A 15,480-nucleotide genomic window follows, 5' to 3' on the forward strand; every position below is an offset into this window, starting at 1 on the left:
ATTATGTATAGTTAAGGTTTAATGTTTTGATTTATATGGAAAAAGTTTTCCGGGTCGTATTTGGCTTTTATTTTTGCCAAACGCTTATAGTTTTCACCATAACTACCGCGGATTCGGTCTTCCCCCTCCCCCATCATAAAATTGATATAGGCACCACCCATGGAATACGGGTGTAAGGCTTCCCAAAAGTCGCGCGCCCAAGTTTTGAGTTTCTTCATATTTCCCGGATCCGGATCCACTCCCGCAATCACCATAGACCAGTTGGCGTCGCGCTTCGACCAGGCCGTATCATCATTGTCAAGCTTATGGGCTACTCCATTTACCGGGTACAAGTGCATTCCTGACTTAGTATTAGGCACTTTGCCAAAGCGTTTGTGTACAGCGATGGCTTCGTCAGGTATTTCACGTACAAAATCTCCTTTCCAATACCATTGGTCTCCAGGCGGGAGAATTCCGTCAAATAATTGTTGTAAATCGGGATACGGCATTTCGCCTACAAATTCAAACAAAGGTTCCGCTACATCACGGGCTTGTTGAATGTATTTTTCAAACTCATCTTCCGCCCCGGTATAACACCACAACAGGCCGCATACCTTTTTGCCCTGAATTTCTTTTGGGAAAGGGTCGCTGGGCGGCACTTCATTTTCGAGGTAGAAAGCATAAACATCATCCGGTAATTGTGGGAGCCAGTCGCGATACCATTTTAAAGTAGTCTCAAGCTTATCTAAAGGCCAGAACAACGGACCTGCAATAACATTTTTCACCGGATGGAGTTGGAATTCAAATGTTGTCACTACGCCAAAGTTTCCGCCACCTCCACGTAAAGCCCAGAACAAATCAGGGTTTTCGTCCTTGCTTGCGTGAACAAAATCTCCGTTTGCAAGAACAACATCAGCTCTCAAAAGGTTATCGTTGGTAAGTCCGTATTTCCGTGTCAGATAACCATGTCCGCCCCCGCGTATGGATACTTCCATATTATTTTTTCGGGCGTAATGAACTGCATTTACGACATCTTCAGAGCTTTTGCACTTTACAATTGCGGCAGGGTGCTTATCAATCATCACATTGTAGGATTGTCCTTGCTTCATTGTAGTTTTTATTTTCAGGCAGGATGGCCTGATCTTTAAAGATTGACTTTAAATGTTGCGTGTCCATCATATTTAGGTTTTGGTTGTTTATGGAATAAAAGTAACTATGATTACAGGAAAGTAGCTAACGGCAATCGCTCAAAGAATGCCGTAAATGATTCAAAATAAGGAATTAAGGATTTCTTAATCAGAAAAAACCTTTAAACAAATAGCATTTTCTTCCAGAACAACAAAATCAGCTTTCACTATTTTCTTCTGATATATCCCGGAACAGTAACATATCTACAACCTTTGAAGATGCCCCATGATAAAAGCCGTTCTCATATTCGAAATCTTTCGGGTTTTTAAAGGTCCCGAACAGCATATCAAAAACAGGAATATCGGAATAATTGTACGCATGTATGCCCTTTGCGTGATGTAGGGTGTGCGCCTCCGGCCTTTGAATGATATAGCCTAACCAAACGGGAGTGTGTACATTGCTGTGTTGGAAAATACTCAAAAAGGTGGTTCCTAAAATAATCAGGGTTGCAGCTTGAGGCGTAAAACCGGCTATAACAACTAAACAAAGGCTGCCTAAGGCAGTAAAACCAATCATATCCATCGGACTAAAGTAAAAAGCACCGTAGCTGTCCATCCGTTCCGCGCTGTGATGCATTTGGTGAAATACTTTCCATAGTAATTTACTCCTGTGCATAGACCGATGCCAGACATACACTCCTAGTTCATAAAGAAGTATTCCTACTACAGCACCCCATATGGTGCCTAGACCTGTGAGATCTAAAATTTGGTACTCAGCTAGGTAACCATCCCAAATAAGGGGTAAATATGATGATAGGTAGAAGAATAGAACAAAAGCCAACAGCCCCTTCACCTTCCAGTATTTTACCTTCGGAAGTTTTCTGGCCGGAAACAGTGCTTCCCATACCATAAGTCCACCATATATAGCGAAAATGATATAGGATATTGGATCTAGTATTAGATCGATGGGATTGGGTAATGAATTGATTACAGTTTCCATAATAGTATTGATTTATTGGTTATTTATACAGACTAGATGGTATAAATATAATGATAAACACAAAACAAACCAACTAGTTTGTTTAAAAATTTTATATTTGCTTTATGGCAAGAGATGGAAAACCCACACGAAAACTCATTTTAGAGCAATCAAGAGCATTGGTTTTGGAACATGGTTACGCTGGAACCAGCATAGATCAAATACTAGAACGTACAGGTATTACCAAAGGAGCTTTTTTTTATCATTTCAAATCAAAATCAGCTTTGGCCCTAGCCCTGATTGAAGAATTTATACAAGAGGACAAGTCCCATATGCATACAGCCTTGAATGATACGGAGTCAACTGATGATCCATTGGAAAGTTTATTAGCATTTGTAGCGTGGCACATCAACGCGATGCAGGAAATGGATGAACTTTTCCCGGGTTGTCTCTATGCTTCCTACAGCTATGAACCCGGTTCATTTAATCAGGAAATAAATGATAAAGTGTCCGAATCAATACTAAAATGGAGAACAACCTTTGACGGGTTGCTTGATAAAGTGTTTGAAAAATATACAACATCCATAAAAGTGGACAGACAATCATTAAGCGACTTGTTTTTGTCGATATCAGAAGGCTCATATATCATATCAAGAACCCTGAAAGAGAAAGATGCTACGGTAAATCAACTTCAGCACTTAAACAATTACTTTAAATTGCTTTTTGTTCCGAAAAAATGATAAACATAGCTAAACGGATAAGTCGTTATTATCAAATCGCAGAAGGTTTAAACCCGAATTTATCGGCAAAACATTTTGAAAAATAAGACAGGTTGTTGTACCCCACCTCCATGGCCACTTCGGTGACATTCCCCGCCTTTTGTTGCAATAGCGTTCTTGCTTTGTTCAATCTGAGGTCCCTAAGGAAGTAATTTGGGGACCGACCCGTAATGGTTTTTACTTTGCGGTACAATTGTGGTCTGCTTATACCGATATTCTTACACAGGTTTTTCATATTCATTTTATCTTCGGATAAATTGCTTTCCAAAGAATTGATCAAATCGGATAAAAGTTTCTCTTCAGAAGGGGTAACCACCCGAAGACGTTCAGAATCGGTATCAGATCCTACATTGGCCAATTTTCCTGTGAGGGATGAAATCAAAATTTGGTTATCGCCAACAGCATTGCTCAATCTATGGGAAAGTTTTATCGTTTCGTTAAAGAAATCCCCATTAGCAGTCACGGGTTGCCCCGTTGCAAGTCCGATTTTGAAAATGACTTTTGGTTCCTGATTTTCACTTTTAAGCAATTTTTTCTGAAGTGACTTCGAACACTGCACCGCTTGTGAGGCATCATCAAATGTTGCAATCAAACTATCATCGATTTCCCAAGGTATGACCCTGCCACTAAATGTACTGAAATTGTCCAATGTGATTTTTCTCGCCCAATTAGGGGACAAAAGGTTTTCCAGACTGGATAAGTCCTTTGCTGTAGTAACACCTCTTATAGAAATAACCAACATACTTCTATAACCCAAATCGACCTCACCACTGCGATAGGTAACCAATCCTCCTTCAGATCTGACCGTATGACTGCCCATGGCTACTTCATAAACCCCCTGTTTCACTTCGGTAATGGCACAGGCCACATTTCCGTGGGCTAATTGATGTACCAGTTCGCAAGTTTCCTTATCAGGCACTTCTATCAGGCAAAAAACCGTTCCGGCTTCTTCATTAACCCAAAATTGATGGTATTTTACCCCATAATCATCCTGGATAGCTTTATCTACCATATGTGCCTCTTTAACATCTTCAATGGTAACAGAATCAAACTGATGATAATCTAGAAATAGTGGCATCTTATTTAAGTTTATTTTGAATTAAGACCTAATAGCAAACAGAACCCCATTGCTTAACAAGTATTTGATAATCAACTTATTAAACTTAAATAATTTAATATTCACAAGGCATTTCTACTATAAAAAACGGATTTGTCGATTAATCATAAGACTGCTTTTTCTTCGCAAAAGGAATAATTTTGGGAACCCTCTTTCGATAACTCCTGTATTTTTCCCCAAAAGCATTCACGAGATCTTTTTCTTCATGATAGATACCGATAAATATGTAAATGGTCATACCGACAGTAAATATAGCATGCCCCAAGGTCATCACAGGTGCAAACCAAAAGGCTATGAGAAAGCCCAAATACAAAGGGTGGCGTACCATTTTATACAGGTTTGGAGTTCGAAATTCAATTTTTCCCGAAGCAGTATCATTTTTGGTAAAGAGAAACACTTGTCTTAAACCAAATAAATCAAAATGATTGATTACAAATGTACTAATCAATAGTAATGTCCAACCTAAGAGGGATATTAGGATGAAGGCCGTTCCAAGTGAAGTTCCGCTAATATCCCAAATGCTTAAATCAATGGGTTGCCAAAAATAATATAACACCATCAGCATGATGCTGGCTAAAAGTACATAAGTACTGCGTTCTATGGGCTTGGGAACGATTTTTGTCCACGATTCTTTAAATCCCGGTCGCGCCATCACACTATGTTGTAAGCCAAACAGCGCGATAAGTCCTAAATTCACTAATACAGCAGATAGTAACCCCATTGAAGAAACACCAAAATCAACTGTTTTTGGAAAAAGGGATGTGTATTCTTTGGCAAATTCAAATTGTGTCACATTTTCAACAAATCCGATCAGGTACAGAAATGTGGCGAAAAATATGACATAGCAAACAATTGCGTAAATAAAATAAAAGAACTTTTTCATTGGATTAGGATTTTAAAGGTTTGATATTTTGGTTGATATGAAAAAAATTATCGGGATCGTATTTGGTTTTAATCTTGGCCAGGCGTTCGTAATTGTCGCGATATGTAGCTTTAACCCGATCCTCGCCTTCCTCCATCATAAAATTAACATAGCCTCCACCTGCAGACATGGGGTGCAATGCTTCCCAATACTGCTTTGCCCAATTGCTGACTTTTTCGGCATTCGTGGGGTCTTTGTCCACGCCAACAATGACTCGTGACCAGGTTACGTCTCGATAACTGAATGCCGTATCGTTTTTATCCACATTGTGCACGGCACCATTAATGGGGTATAGATGCATAGTGCTCAACTCCGAAGGGAGATTTGAGCCATATTCTTTGTGCAGTTCAATAGCTTGGTCGCTAATTTCATTGACAAAATCTGCTTTCCAGTACCATTGTAGTCCCGGAGGATAGTACATTTCATCGAACATACTTTGCAGTGCCGGAAATGGCATTTCTCCTACCAAATCCAATACGGGTGTCCCCAACTCCCGGATAGGTTTAAATATTTCTTCTGCCTTTTCCATGGGGCCTGTGTAACACCAGCAAATGACACAACCATGCTTACTATGAAGTTCTTCAGGCAAAGGAGATCCGGTGGGTACGCGATGAAAGCCAAACCAGCCGTAAATGTCCTCGGGAGCATCTTTAATAAAATCTTTGTACCAACGCATGATTTTATCGGCCTGATCTATGGGCCAGATAATCGGACCGGCATAAACGGTATCAACCGGATGTGCTTTAAATAAAAAGGAAGTAATTACGCCAAAATTTCCACCTCCGCCACGAACAGCCCAAAAAAGATCTTCGTTTTCCTTTTCGCTGGCGGTTACCTTGCGTCCGTCTGCCAGTACCACATCTACCTCAAGCAGATTGTCAATAGTAAGTCCGTATTTACGCGTTAGATAACCATGCCCACCACCAAGTGTAAGTCCACCGACGCCGGTGGTGGAGATAAGGCCACTGGGTACGGCTAGTCCATGAGCATGGGTTGCTTTATCAACATCTGCCCATGTGCAGCCTCCATCCACACGTGCCGTCTTTGCTTCGGGGTTTACATGAACTTCTTTCATGTCGGATAGATCGATTACCAGTCCGTCGTCAACCAACGCCAGTCCTGCACCGTTGTGACCCCCGCTCAAAATTGAAACTTCGACACCTTCATTCCGAGCAAAGTTCACGGCCTGGACTACATCTTGTGCTTCTTTACATTTTACAATGGCTTTGGGGCGTTTGTCAATCATCGCATTGTAGATGGTACGCGCCTCGTCGTACGCCTCGTCTTCAGGCAGGATAGCCCGGTCCTTAAATGTAAATTTTAAAATTTGTGTGTTCATATAGTTATGTTTAGGTTGGTTAATATATACTGTTATTCTGTTGAAGCCCAAAAGGCTCCATTTCAGTATAAAAAATGCGAAAAGTTTTTAAACAGTAATGGTTAAAAACCAATTGTTCCACAAATGTATACAGATAGAAAGCAGGCGAGTTTTCTTAAAAGTCCAATTTTTTTACTTTAAGGAAAGGGTTTTATTTTGTTATTCAGTTATTTACGGAAATATGATGGGGAGTTACCATACTTGTTTTTAAAAACCCGGCTGAAGTGCGACAGGTTGTTGAAACCATTTTCAAAAGCTATGTCGCCAATGGGTTTCCGGGTGGTTTCTATAAATGATTTAGCCCGTTCAATTCGTTTTTCTATGAGCCATTTTCCCGGTGTAGTTCCGTAAAACCCTTCAAATTCCCTTTTGAACGAAGACAGGCTTCTGTTGGCCAATTGTGCATACTCTGATAATTTAAGGTTGTACATATAGTTGGCTTCCATAACTTCCCATATAGGTGTTGTATGGCCATCGGTCAAGTTGTTGATATAAGAAAGGATGTTCCGGTTTTTTGGGTTGGTAAAAACGTTATAGAGCAATTCCTTCAATTTTATTTCCAAGAGTTTTTCCGGCAAAGGCCCTTTTTGCTCAAAGTAGGGAATTAAGCTGAGGTAGCAGTTACGGATAGAATCGTTAATATCCATAGAGATTACCATTTCCTTTGGTGGGGGCGGAAGGTTGCTAAGTGGTAAATGGGATCTGAACTCATTAAATATTTCTTTCAGATAATCGTCTTTCAGGTAAAACGCCATTAATTCCCATCCTTTTATCTTATCATCCATTTCTTGTAAAAAACCTGCTCTTCGTAAGAGAAATCCAGAGTTTTCTGACACATCATAAGTGTAATCGCCCTGATGGAATATTCTCTTACCGGTTATGGAAAATGTAAGTTGATTGTAAGGAGAATGCAATTGAAGGATTTTTTCTTTTTGGGGGCATTTGTAATAAAGGAAAAGTATATCCTTTATAGAAAATTGCTGAAAAATATCCGGATTGGATTTATGAAACTCATATACATTCATGAACAAGGTTTTTGTTTTTTGAATTAAAATCTAACGCAAACAAAATTTGCACAACGCATAAAAAATTATTTATCAATACATTAAACATACAAAATTTAACATCCAAAGGGAATTTTAACTGTAAAAACTAGATGTAATCCCAAAATCCCTTGATTAAAAAACATTCACAATTTATTTTCCTTCTTAAACAAAAGTAAGCCTATAGCCAAAAAACCTATTCCGGTAAGTCCCGGAGGCAGCATATTATTTTTAATACCCAAAACGATCATAAATATACCTAGGGCAAGAAGGAGAATGGCAACAGCTTTTTTCATAATGTTATCTTTTTAATATCGATCTTATACATAACCGTATTAGCAAAAAATCAAACTACAATTATCTGTTTCTTATTCGTAAATATCAACTGTCAACAGCTTGATAGTAGTCTCGCCCACGTTTACCGCTGCATCAGACGCAGGAGGGCTTACAAACCCCTCCCCGGCAGGTAATTCCATAATTTGCTTTTCCGTTCCATCCCAATAAACCGCTATGGTACCTCCTTCAAGTACATACACCGTATGTTTGGGATGGGAGTGCAAACCTACAGTGTCACCAGGTTCCATAGTGAATTCATACATAATAATGCCAAGGGTATCCCCTAGCATTTTAGTCATTTGAGATCCTACGAGATGACCGCCTTTTGCCCGATCGTATGCTGGGACTTCTTCTTTTTGAACCACTTCAACAACAGCTTCAGAGGTTTCTATGTCATTTTTGTCCGTATTTTTTGTTGATTGTTTGCAGCTAATCAGCAACAATCCGAAAATCAACAAAGAGTAAATTGCATTTTTCATTTTTATAAGTGTTTTGGTCATTGTTTATTCCTCCGGATACACATCGGTAAACCAAATTTTTATGGGACGGGTGTCTATATTTTTTATAAAACGGTTCTCGTTATTTCCTTTCGAGGCATTTCTAATAACTTCTGTATTGGTCTTGGTTCTACCTTTACTCATAATATTATATCTGGGGATTTACTACATTAAGTCAATAATAATGAATGGATTTTTTAATCTTCCCGTCAACCACTTCATAAACCACTATGGCTCGGATGATTTTTTCCCCAGCCCTTATCTTTTCCTTGTCAATCACCGTGTTGCCATGCACAATCCTGTTTTCTATTTGGAGGTATATATTGGGGGTCTTAAATCCCGGCCCATATCTTTCCCTCATTTGCTCATGACCTTTCATTAAAAGCTTCCCGGAGGAATCATAAATTTCGACATCTTCGGCATAGGTGTCCAGAAAGGCGTCTATATCCCGGGCATTAACAGCATTTACTTGTCGCTGTACCACAGCTTCAGGGCTTTCATTGATTATAGTATCGGGTTTAATAATCTTACCGTTTTTAAAGATCAATTCAATAGTGTTCAGGTTTTCTATGGATTCCAGTGGGTTTTCAGCAAGTAGTATCATATCTGCCAGTTTGCCTTTTTCGATGTTTCCTATGAGGTTATCTTTACCATATCCAAAGGCTGCATTTATGGTTGCTGCCTCTAAAATTTCGGCATTGGAGAGTCCAGCATCACTCATTTCTTCAAGTTCCTGTAGATAGGAAGAAGCATGAAAAACCCCAAACATTCCTGCATCGGTACCGGTAGCTATACGTACCCCTCCCTGTGCAACTTTCTTCAAGTTGATTTTCCCAATGGAATCCGCTCCATGAAAAGGAGGGTGAATTTCTTTGTTGCGGAGCATTTTTATCCCTTTTGGAATGGTTAAAGTATCCATAGCCTCTATGTCAGTTAAAGTGGCATAATTAAAAGGATTGGCCCAAGCCAGGTCATGTGGATGATGGGCTAGCTGTCCGCTAAGGCTTTCCCCTATTTTTTTATAGACCGCTAATGTGGGGATATAGGTTACCTCTTTGTCTTTAAGTGTTTTTATAAAATCATCAGGAATTATGCCGTCTATAATGCTATGTGCAAGAGTGTTGGCACCTGATTCAACAGCAAGTCGAGCCGTATTTAATTCATGGGCATGTACAACAAGTTTTAGACCATGTTTTTTGCACAACTCCCCTATCCGCCTTATAAGCGGATATGTTTCTTCGGCCGGAAGTTCGGAAGGAGCCTGATACCATATTTTAATAAAATCCGGTGTTTTTGGGAGTAATTTGTTAAAAAGTTTATCAATATCTTCTTTTGAAGCCACTTTTATTATTGCAGGATCGGGCTGTTCTATAGTAGAAAACAGTGGCCCCGCCATCCACACATTGGGGGAAGGGGTGGCTGTGCTGATACTGTCTCTAATGATAAAATTCTCAAAAGGCCCTCCAATATCCATTACCGAAGTAATGGCAAGCCGAAGATATCGGTGCAAATAATCTGCAGAATTGTGCGGACTCTGTTCATGCTCTTCACGATAAGATATACGTTGTTCAAAATCAACCCAACGGGGATTAGAATAAAGACTGCCTGAGAGCCCAAGATGGACATGGCCATCTACCAAACCTGGCATTAAATATTTCCCTTCGGCATCTATTACATTAGTCTCAGCATCAACTTTCAGTTTTTTGTCCGATACCACCCGGGAAATGGTTTTATCGGAAATCAGTACGCTTTGGCCAAAAAGTACCTTTCCGGTTTTCACATCTATCAGGTTTACGTTCCTTATGGCTATTTGCTGTGCGGAAACTGTAATTATAATCAGAAATGTGATTAAAAATGTGGTTAAATATTTCATTTGGTCGTGTTTTGGTCATTGTTTATTCCTCCGTATATACATCCGTAAACCAGAATTTTATGGGGTGGTCGTCAATGTTTTTTATGTAATATACATCCTTACCAAACCTGGCTCTGAAAGCTTTCTCACTTTCTTCGGTAGCATTTCTGATAGCACCCGTCCCGGTTTTAACATAAACATCTGGTGCACCACCTGGTGGGGTGGGGAGTGATGGTTCTATTTTTCCGCCTTCCATGACAAAGACGGCATGTTTGGGATGATTAAATCCATTCCACCATTTAATGGAATCGCCCGGTTGCAGGTCAATTAGATACATTTTTATGCCCAGTGTATCTGCCAGTTGTTTTACAGATTCTGACTTCAAGTTGTATAAATCTTTTTTAGGGTCATATTCAAAGGGTTTGGTTGTTTCCATTTCACTGCGATCATAAATATCCAGATCTATACATTTTATATGGGTTTCGTCCAGGTTGACTGCCCCGCTATGTGGTTCAGTTCCCTCTACCCCACCTATGCCACCAATACCACTCAAAGAGAATGGCAAATCAAATTCCATCCAAAAAATACCATCCTCAGATGCTTCCCCCCTTTTTCCTTCATAGAAATAATAGGAATGATGTAGCGGGTGGGCATGCCACGGCATGGCTTCACCTTTCTCCTGGTCTATCAAAACGAGTTTCATTCCCAGGGTATCGCCTAATTGGGTAATGACTTCCTTATCGGCTTCGTAAAGGTCCAGCCTGGGATCGTAGGTAAAGGTTTCAGCCTTGGTAGTTTGGGTGCTGTCTGCTACTGTAGCTTTGGCAATCTCATCGCTTGTTGTTTTGGTAGATTGTTTACAGCTAATCAGCAACAATCCGAAAATCAACAAATAGTAAATTGCATTTTTCATTTTTATAAGTGTTTTGGTTGATTTTTTATTTTACATTTTCAATTATTCAGAATCATAATCCATGTGAACCTCAGTGTAAATCATTTTCTTTTATCAGAGCATTGTCGTTCCTGCCGGGTACCATCGATAGGCGTCACCATCTCTTATGGCATAACCCATACCTGGAAATGGAAAATGAAAGCCTATGATCAGCATGTCATTTGTCGTGGCATGATTAAGAATTCGATGGCGTGAACGAGCCGCTTCCTCCCTATCCATATCCCAGAAATTATGCCAGTCGGGGCGTTCAAAACTGGTGTGAATATTAACAAGGGCATCACCTGTAAACAGAATTTTACCGTTTCCGGTATCTAGGGCAAGAGAGATATGGCCCGGTGTATGTCCTGGTGTAGGGATACTTTGAATATTATCTGCAACCGTGTCGTCAGGATGGATCAGACGAAGCTGACTTTCAAGTTTTTTGAGTATATCCGGTATTGGGGATAAGGCCGGGCTTTCCAGTAACGGTAGAGCGTCATCTCCAGTCCAAAATTCAAACTCCTTTTCAGCCAGTATAACTTCAGCATTAGGAAAAATGACATTTTTGATAGAATTATCGACCAGCCCTCCGAGATGGTCGGGGTGTGCATGCGTCAGAAGAACTTTATCGATGCTTTTAACATCGACACCTATTAACTCAAGCATGGATCCAGTCTGCCCTGCAGTCTCCGATGCCCCGGGAATTGACCATCCGCTGTCAATCAAAATACGTTCGTGCTTGGTTTCGACCAGCACAGGAGATATAGGTAAACGAGGAGCTTTTGGTGTGAGAATGCGAGATTCAAAATATTCCCGACGTACCTCGTCAGGCACGTTAACTGCAAGTCCTTCCACCTGATGCATGTCGGGCGGGGTTATTTCCGATAGGTAAAAATATCCATCGTTCAAAATAGTGATATCTATCTCACCCAAAGTAAAATGGTAGAAACCAAGTGGTTTGTACAGGTTATTTTCTTTCATTTTATGATTTGATTCCTGCCCTTTCAAAAAAGAAGGTGCCAGTGCAAATCCTGTTAGAGCTGCGGCATTGTGTTTAATGAATTGACGACGATCATAAATGGAATTCTTCATTTTTATAATTGTTTTTGGTTGTTTCTTTATTTTATAATCCTTGAAGGGATGAATTTTGTTATTCAATGCTTCGTCACAAGGGTCTTGAAATCGATTTATTAAAATCCATGATTTTATATGTTTGATTAATAGCGAATTATATCTATAAAATTAAACTATACCCTTATTACATTTACTGTAAAAAATGGACATTATTCGGTAATCTCAGGGGCGTTAAGGTAACTACTGGTTAATGGGTTAAGTTGTTTTGCAAGCGTGGAAGGGGGAAGTGCTACCCTATCCTTAAAATCGTGGGCAAGGTGCGCTACATCATAATAACCTACCCTAAAAGCTACTTCGGCTAGGCTCATAGTAGGGTGTTTTCCAATCAGTTGTATGGCGTGCTGCGTCATCCATATATTAGCATAGGCCTTGGGTGTAAGGCCTACTTTCATAAGGAATTGCCTTTGTAATGTACGTTGGCTTACGCAAAAGTTTTCCGCCAGTTTTTTTATGACAACCTTTCCTTTGTTTGTTATAATATAATTAACGGCATGATAGATGGGATCGTTGAGGAAGGATTTTTTATCGGGAAGGGATTCCCATAAAAAACGGTTCAGGTATTTATTATCAATAGAACCGATATTTTCGTTTTTTTCAAGCCATTGCAACAAATGACCTTCTATATCGAGCACATTACTTACCATTACCTGCCTGTCTACCAGTTCAGTCATGGGCGTTTTTAAAAGATGATAACCAACAACCGGGTGTATTTTAAAGGCGTAGCCTTTTCCGCAATTGTTCATGGAAAAAGACAATGGCCCTTTTGAGAGCAGACCTGTTATGTAAAGACGGTTGCTGTAAAACTGTTCCTCTGTATAGTTTAAAAACTTGCAACATAATGTCTCCCCTATAAAAAGGTTACAGACCAAATGGCCAATACGGGGAAACATATTTAAGAATTCATCCTTCAGGTTACATTCAATCAACGTATAAGGCAAATGATATTCCCTAACGGTCTTTATCCCTGCACTCATAGACAAGGGGAAAGTAGCATGTACGTTATTTCCATTCATAAATAAGCTGTTTATCTGCCAAAAAATCAAATTAAGGGTTGAAAACCAGCCTATAGGGTTATTGAAGACTGTTTACCAAGGGGCATAATTATAACAAATTGATTAATAATGTATTAAATTTACAAATCAAATAACAGCTTAAAGAAAATCACCCTGAAAAATAGATGTAATTCAAGAATCTTCAGATTATCGGGATAGGATTTCTCCAATACAAGCTTCTGAATACTTTCTTTTTTATCCTCTACAATTTTGTATTTTCATAATCAATAATAAAACTTATTAGTTATGTCCGCTAAGCGCTTAATTCTGTCAACTTTACTTATTGCCTTTTTATTTTCCTGCAACACCAACACTTCAAAAAAAACATATCCTGAAGAAGAAATAGCAGCAGAAACAGAAAAAGCCAACGCTTTTTTTCAAAAAGCCTTTGATGAAGCCGTAGACCGTAGCCCTATGTTTCAAGCTTACCTCGGCATCAAAAAAGACCATGACAAGTGGGATAACCTCTCTGAAGACTTTGCAAAAAAAGAAGTGGAAATCAACAAGGCTTCACTGCAGTGGCTTAAAGACTCCATTGATTACAACGCCTTGACTCCGGAAGCTAAAACGAGTTACGACTTGTTTGTTTCTAGGTGTGAAGATGATATTTCAAGTTTTAAATACTTTTATTACGACTATCCTGTGAACCAAATGTTTGGTATGCACACTACGGTAGTCAATATGTTGTCCAACATGCACCGCGTAGACAGTCTGCCAGATGCAAAAGCTTATATCAACAGATTAAATAAAGTTCCGGCTTTGTTTGACCAGCTAATAGAAAACATGAAAACATCCGAAGACAAAGGCATCCTACCCCCTAAATTTGTTTACCCGATGGTCATTGACGATTGCAAGAACATTATTTCGGGGATTCCCGTTACTGAGACATCAGAAAACCCCTTGTACAGCGATTTTAAAAAGAAGGTTGAAGCACTTTCCATAAACGATGAAGATAAAAACGATTTATTGGAAGAAGCTACAGAAGTCTTGGAAACCGCTGTAAAACCAGCCTATGAAAAACTTATTACCTTTATGGACGGACAGGAAAGCCGAGCCACCACAGACGATGGAGTGTGGAAATTCCCCGATGGTGAAGCTTATTACAAATACCGCCTTAAAACTATAACCACCACCGATCTAAGCGCAGAACAAATACATGAAACAGGCATAAAGGAAGTGGAACGCATACAAGAAGAAATGCGTGATATAATGAAACAGGTGGGTTTTGAAGGCGATTTGCAAGGCTTTTTCAAGTTTTTAAGGGAAGATGATCAGTTTTATTACCCCGATACAGACGAAGGCAAGGAGGTTTATATGGACAGTGCAACCACCATTGTAAACAATATGAAAAAACAATTGGACAAGCTGTTTTTGACCAAGCCTAAAGCCGATATGATAGTGAAGCGCGTAGAAGCCTTCCGCGAAAAATCAGCAGGAAAAGCTTTTTATCAAAGTCCTTCAAAAGACGGAAGCCGTCCCGGTATCTATTATGCCAACCTTGCAGACTCCAAAAACATGCCCAAGTTCGAAATGGAAGCACTCGCCTATCACGAAGGCATCCCGGGGCATCATATGCAACTGTCCATTGCCCAGGAGTTGGAAGGTATTCCTGAATTTAGGAAATACGGACATTATACGGCCTTTAGTGAAGGTTGGGGATTGTATTGTGAATTCTTGCCAAAAGAAATAGGGATGTACAAAGACCCCTACTCCGATTACGGCCGATTGGCCATGGAACTTTGGCGTGCCTGCCGATTGGTCGTTGACACTGGAATACACACCAAAAAATGGACCCGTGAAAAAGGTATTGACTACTACCAGACCAACACTTCAGGCTCTGAACGCGAATGTAGACGCATGGTTGAACGCCACATCGTCATGGCCGGACAAGCCACAGCCTACAAAGTAGGTATGATGAAAATTCTGGAACTGAGAGAACAAGCAAAAGAAAAATTAGGTGATCAATTCGACATTAGGGAGTTTCACGATGTTGTTCTTACCAGTGGCCCTGTCCCCTTGGATTTATTAGAAAAAATGGTAGATGATTGGGTAAACTCTAAATCGTCTTGATAATATGGTTTAAGGTTTTGTGGCTGCTCGGTTTTAATGGTTTGCTTTTATGTATAATACAATCAAAGAGCTTTTTTGTATTTAGCAAGCCTTAAAAAGGAAATAAACACCTAAAAGAATTGAAATAGAAATCAATGGCAAATAAAAATAAATAGTCTCTTTATAAGTATATTTTTTTATTATACTAACCCGTTGTGCATTTTAAACAATGCTGATTTTAATATTATTGATATTTCTGTTGAAAATGAATTTATTGATGTACTGAATTACAGTGAGTGCCGCTA

The 15,480-nt window shown here is 39.5% G+C and carries 15 protein-coding genes; 2 read left to right on the forward strand and 13 right to left on the reverse strand.

The window, feature by feature from the left end; genetic code table 11:
• Window positions 1-11: 11 nt before the first annotated feature.
• Window positions 12-1,088 (reverse strand): FAD-binding oxidoreductase, encoded by a 1,077-nt coding sequence (locus OOZ15_RS09580; protein ID WP_265956175.1) that lies wholly within the window; start codon window positions 1,086-1,088, stop codon window positions 12-14.
• A gap of 235 nt (window positions 1,089-1,323) precedes the next feature.
• Window positions 1,324-2,106: a sterol desaturase family protein gene (locus tag OOZ15_RS09585; protein ID WP_265956176.1), complete on the reverse strand. Its 783-nt coding sequence runs from the start codon at window positions 2,104-2,106 to the stop codon at window positions 1,324-1,326.
• 104 nt (window positions 2,107-2,210) lie between these two features.
• On the opposite strand from OOZ15_RS09585, the gene OOZ15_RS09590 reads away from it, so the two are divergent.
• Entirely contained in the window at window positions 2,211-2,825 is a 615-nt protein-coding gene (locus tag OOZ15_RS09590) for a TetR/AcrR family transcriptional regulator (RefSeq protein WP_265956177.1), read from the forward strand.
• A 31-nt stretch (window positions 2,826-2,856) separates the two neighbouring features.
• Here OOZ15_RS09590 and OOZ15_RS09595 read toward each other — a convergent pair whose 3' ends face one another.
• The 11 genes from OOZ15_RS09595 to OOZ15_RS09645 all read right to left on the reverse strand — a co-directional run bounded on the left by OOZ15_RS09595 (window position 2,857) and on the right by OOZ15_RS09645 (window position 13,087).
• On the reverse strand, window positions 2,857-3,942 hold the full coding sequence (locus OOZ15_RS09595) for a nickel-binding protein (protein ID WP_265956178.1): 1,086 nt from the start codon (window positions 3,940-3,942) through the stop codon (window positions 2,857-2,859).
• A 139-nt stretch (window positions 3,943-4,081) separates the two neighbouring features.
• Window positions 4,082-4,864, reverse strand: coding sequence for a methanethiol S-methyltransferase (gene mddA, locus OOZ15_RS09600; protein WP_265956179.1), 783 nt, complete (start codon window positions 4,862-4,864; stop codon window positions 4,082-4,084).
• Window positions 4,865-4,868: 4 nt separating this feature from the next.
• Window positions 4,869-6,242, reverse strand: coding sequence for an FAD-binding oxidoreductase (locus OOZ15_RS09605; RefSeq protein WP_265956180.1), 1,374 nt, complete (start codon window positions 6,240-6,242; stop codon window positions 4,869-4,871).
• Between the two features lie 206 nt (window positions 6,243-6,448).
• Window positions 6,449-7,306: a helix-turn-helix domain-containing protein gene (locus tag OOZ15_RS09610; RefSeq protein ID WP_265956181.1), complete on the reverse strand. Its 858-nt coding sequence runs from the start codon at window positions 7,304-7,306 to the stop codon at window positions 6,449-6,451.
• Window positions 7,307-7,470: 164 nt separating this feature from the next.
• Window positions 7,471-7,620 carry a hypothetical protein gene (locus tag OOZ15_RS09615; protein WP_265956182.1) on the reverse strand — a complete coding sequence of 50 codons (150 nt, stop codon included), beginning with the start codon at window positions 7,618-7,620 and terminating at the stop codon, window positions 7,471-7,473.
• A gap of 72 nt (window positions 7,621-7,692) precedes the next feature.
• The gene (locus OOZ15_RS09620; RefSeq protein WP_265956183.1) at window positions 7,693-8,139 is read right to left on the reverse strand and encodes a cupin domain-containing protein; all 447 of its coding nucleotides are present in this window, start codon (window positions 8,137-8,139) and stop codon (window positions 7,693-7,695) included.
• Between the two features lie 24 nt (window positions 8,140-8,163).
• A complete protein-coding gene (locus OOZ15_RS09625) occupies window positions 8,164-8,301 on the reverse strand; it encodes a hypothetical protein (protein WP_265956184.1) in 138 nt (45 codons plus the stop codon).
• A gap of 31 nt (window positions 8,302-8,332) precedes the next feature.
• Complete coding sequence (locus OOZ15_RS09630; RefSeq protein WP_265956185.1) at window positions 8,333-10,030, reverse strand: amidohydrolase family protein; 1,698 nt, start codon at window positions 10,028-10,030, stop codon at window positions 8,333-8,335.
• 22 nt (window positions 10,031-10,052) lie between these two features.
• The gene (locus tag OOZ15_RS09635; protein ID WP_265956186.1) at window positions 10,053-10,922 is read right to left on the reverse strand and encodes a hypothetical protein; all 870 of its coding nucleotides are present in this window, start codon (window positions 10,920-10,922) and stop codon (window positions 10,053-10,055) included.
• Window positions 10,923-11,015: 93 nt separating this feature from the next.
• Window positions 11,016-12,032, reverse strand: coding sequence for an MBL fold metallo-hydrolase (locus OOZ15_RS09640; RefSeq protein ID WP_265956187.1), 1,017 nt, complete (start codon window positions 12,030-12,032; stop codon window positions 11,016-11,018).
• 191 nt (window positions 12,033-12,223) lie between these two features.
• Complete coding sequence (locus OOZ15_RS09645) at window positions 12,224-13,087, reverse strand: helix-turn-helix domain-containing protein (RefSeq protein WP_265956188.1); 864 nt, start codon at window positions 13,085-13,087, stop codon at window positions 12,224-12,226.
• Window positions 13,088-13,372: 285 nt separating this feature from the next.
• On the opposite strand from OOZ15_RS09645, the gene OOZ15_RS09650 reads away from it, so the two are divergent.
• Window positions 13,373-15,196 carry a DUF885 domain-containing protein gene (locus OOZ15_RS09650; protein ID WP_265956189.1) on the forward strand — a complete coding sequence of 608 codons (1,824 nt, stop codon included), beginning with the start codon at window positions 13,373-13,375 and terminating at the stop codon, window positions 15,194-15,196.
• The last annotated feature ends 284 nt before the right edge of the window (window positions 15,197-15,480 follow it).

It is taken from the genome of Galbibacter kalidii (genome assembly GCF_026241135.1).
In the GTDB taxonomy this organism is placed as follows: domain Bacteria; phylum Bacteroidota; class Bacteroidia; order Flavobacteriales; family Flavobacteriaceae; genus Galbibacter.

Excerpts from the sequence above, each read along its gene's own strand:
- OOZ15_RS09580 (WP_265956175.1), bottom strand. The coding sequence starts at position 1,088 with ATGAAGCAAGGACAATCCTACAATGTGATGATTGATAAGCACCCTGCC.
- OOZ15_RS09585 (WP_265956176.1), bottom strand. The coding sequence starts at position 2,106 with ATGGAAACTGTAATCAATTCATTACCCAATCCCATCGATCTAATACTA.
- OOZ15_RS09590 (WP_265956177.1), top strand. The coding sequence starts at position 2,211 with ATGGCAAGAGATGGAAAACCCACACGAAAACTCATTTTAGAGCAATCA.
- OOZ15_RS09595 (WP_265956178.1), bottom strand. The coding sequence starts at position 3,942 with ATGCCACTATTTCTAGATTATCATCAGTTTGATTCTGTTACCATTGAA.
- mddA (WP_265956179.1), bottom strand. The coding sequence starts at position 4,864 with ATGAAAAAGTTCTTTTATTTTATTTACGCAATTGTTTGCTATGTCATA.
- OOZ15_RS09605 (WP_265956180.1), bottom strand. The coding sequence starts at position 6,242 with ATGAACACACAAATTTTAAAATTTACATTTAAGGACCGGGCTATCCTG.
- OOZ15_RS09610 (WP_265956181.1), bottom strand. The coding sequence starts at position 7,306 with ATGAATGTATATGAGTTTCATAAATCCAATCCGGATATTTTTCAGCAA.
- OOZ15_RS09615 (WP_265956182.1), bottom strand. The coding sequence starts at position 7,620 with ATGAAAAAAGCTGTTGCCATTCTCCTTCTTGCCCTAGGTATATTTATG.
- OOZ15_RS09620 (WP_265956183.1), bottom strand. The coding sequence starts at position 8,139 with ATGAAAAATGCAATTTACTCTTTGTTGATTTTCGGATTGTTGCTGATT.
- OOZ15_RS09625 (WP_265956184.1), bottom strand. The coding sequence starts at position 8,301 with ATGAGTAAAGGTAGAACCAAGACCAATACAGAAGTTATTAGAAATGCC.
- OOZ15_RS09630 (WP_265956185.1), bottom strand. The coding sequence starts at position 10,030 with ATGAAATATTTAACCACATTTTTAATCACATTTCTGATTATAATTACA.
- OOZ15_RS09635 (WP_265956186.1), bottom strand. The coding sequence starts at position 10,922 with ATGAAAAATGCAATTTACTATTTGTTGATTTTCGGATTGTTGCTGATT.
- OOZ15_RS09640 (WP_265956187.1), bottom strand. The coding sequence starts at position 12,032 with ATGAAGAATTCCATTTATGATCGTCGTCAATTCATTAAACACAATGCC.
- OOZ15_RS09645 (WP_265956188.1), bottom strand. The coding sequence starts at position 13,087 with ATGAATGGAAATAACGTACATGCTACTTTCCCCTTGTCTATGAGTGCA.
- OOZ15_RS09650 (WP_265956189.1), top strand. The coding sequence starts at position 13,373 with ATGTCCGCTAAGCGCTTAATTCTGTCAACTTTACTTATTGCCTTTTTA.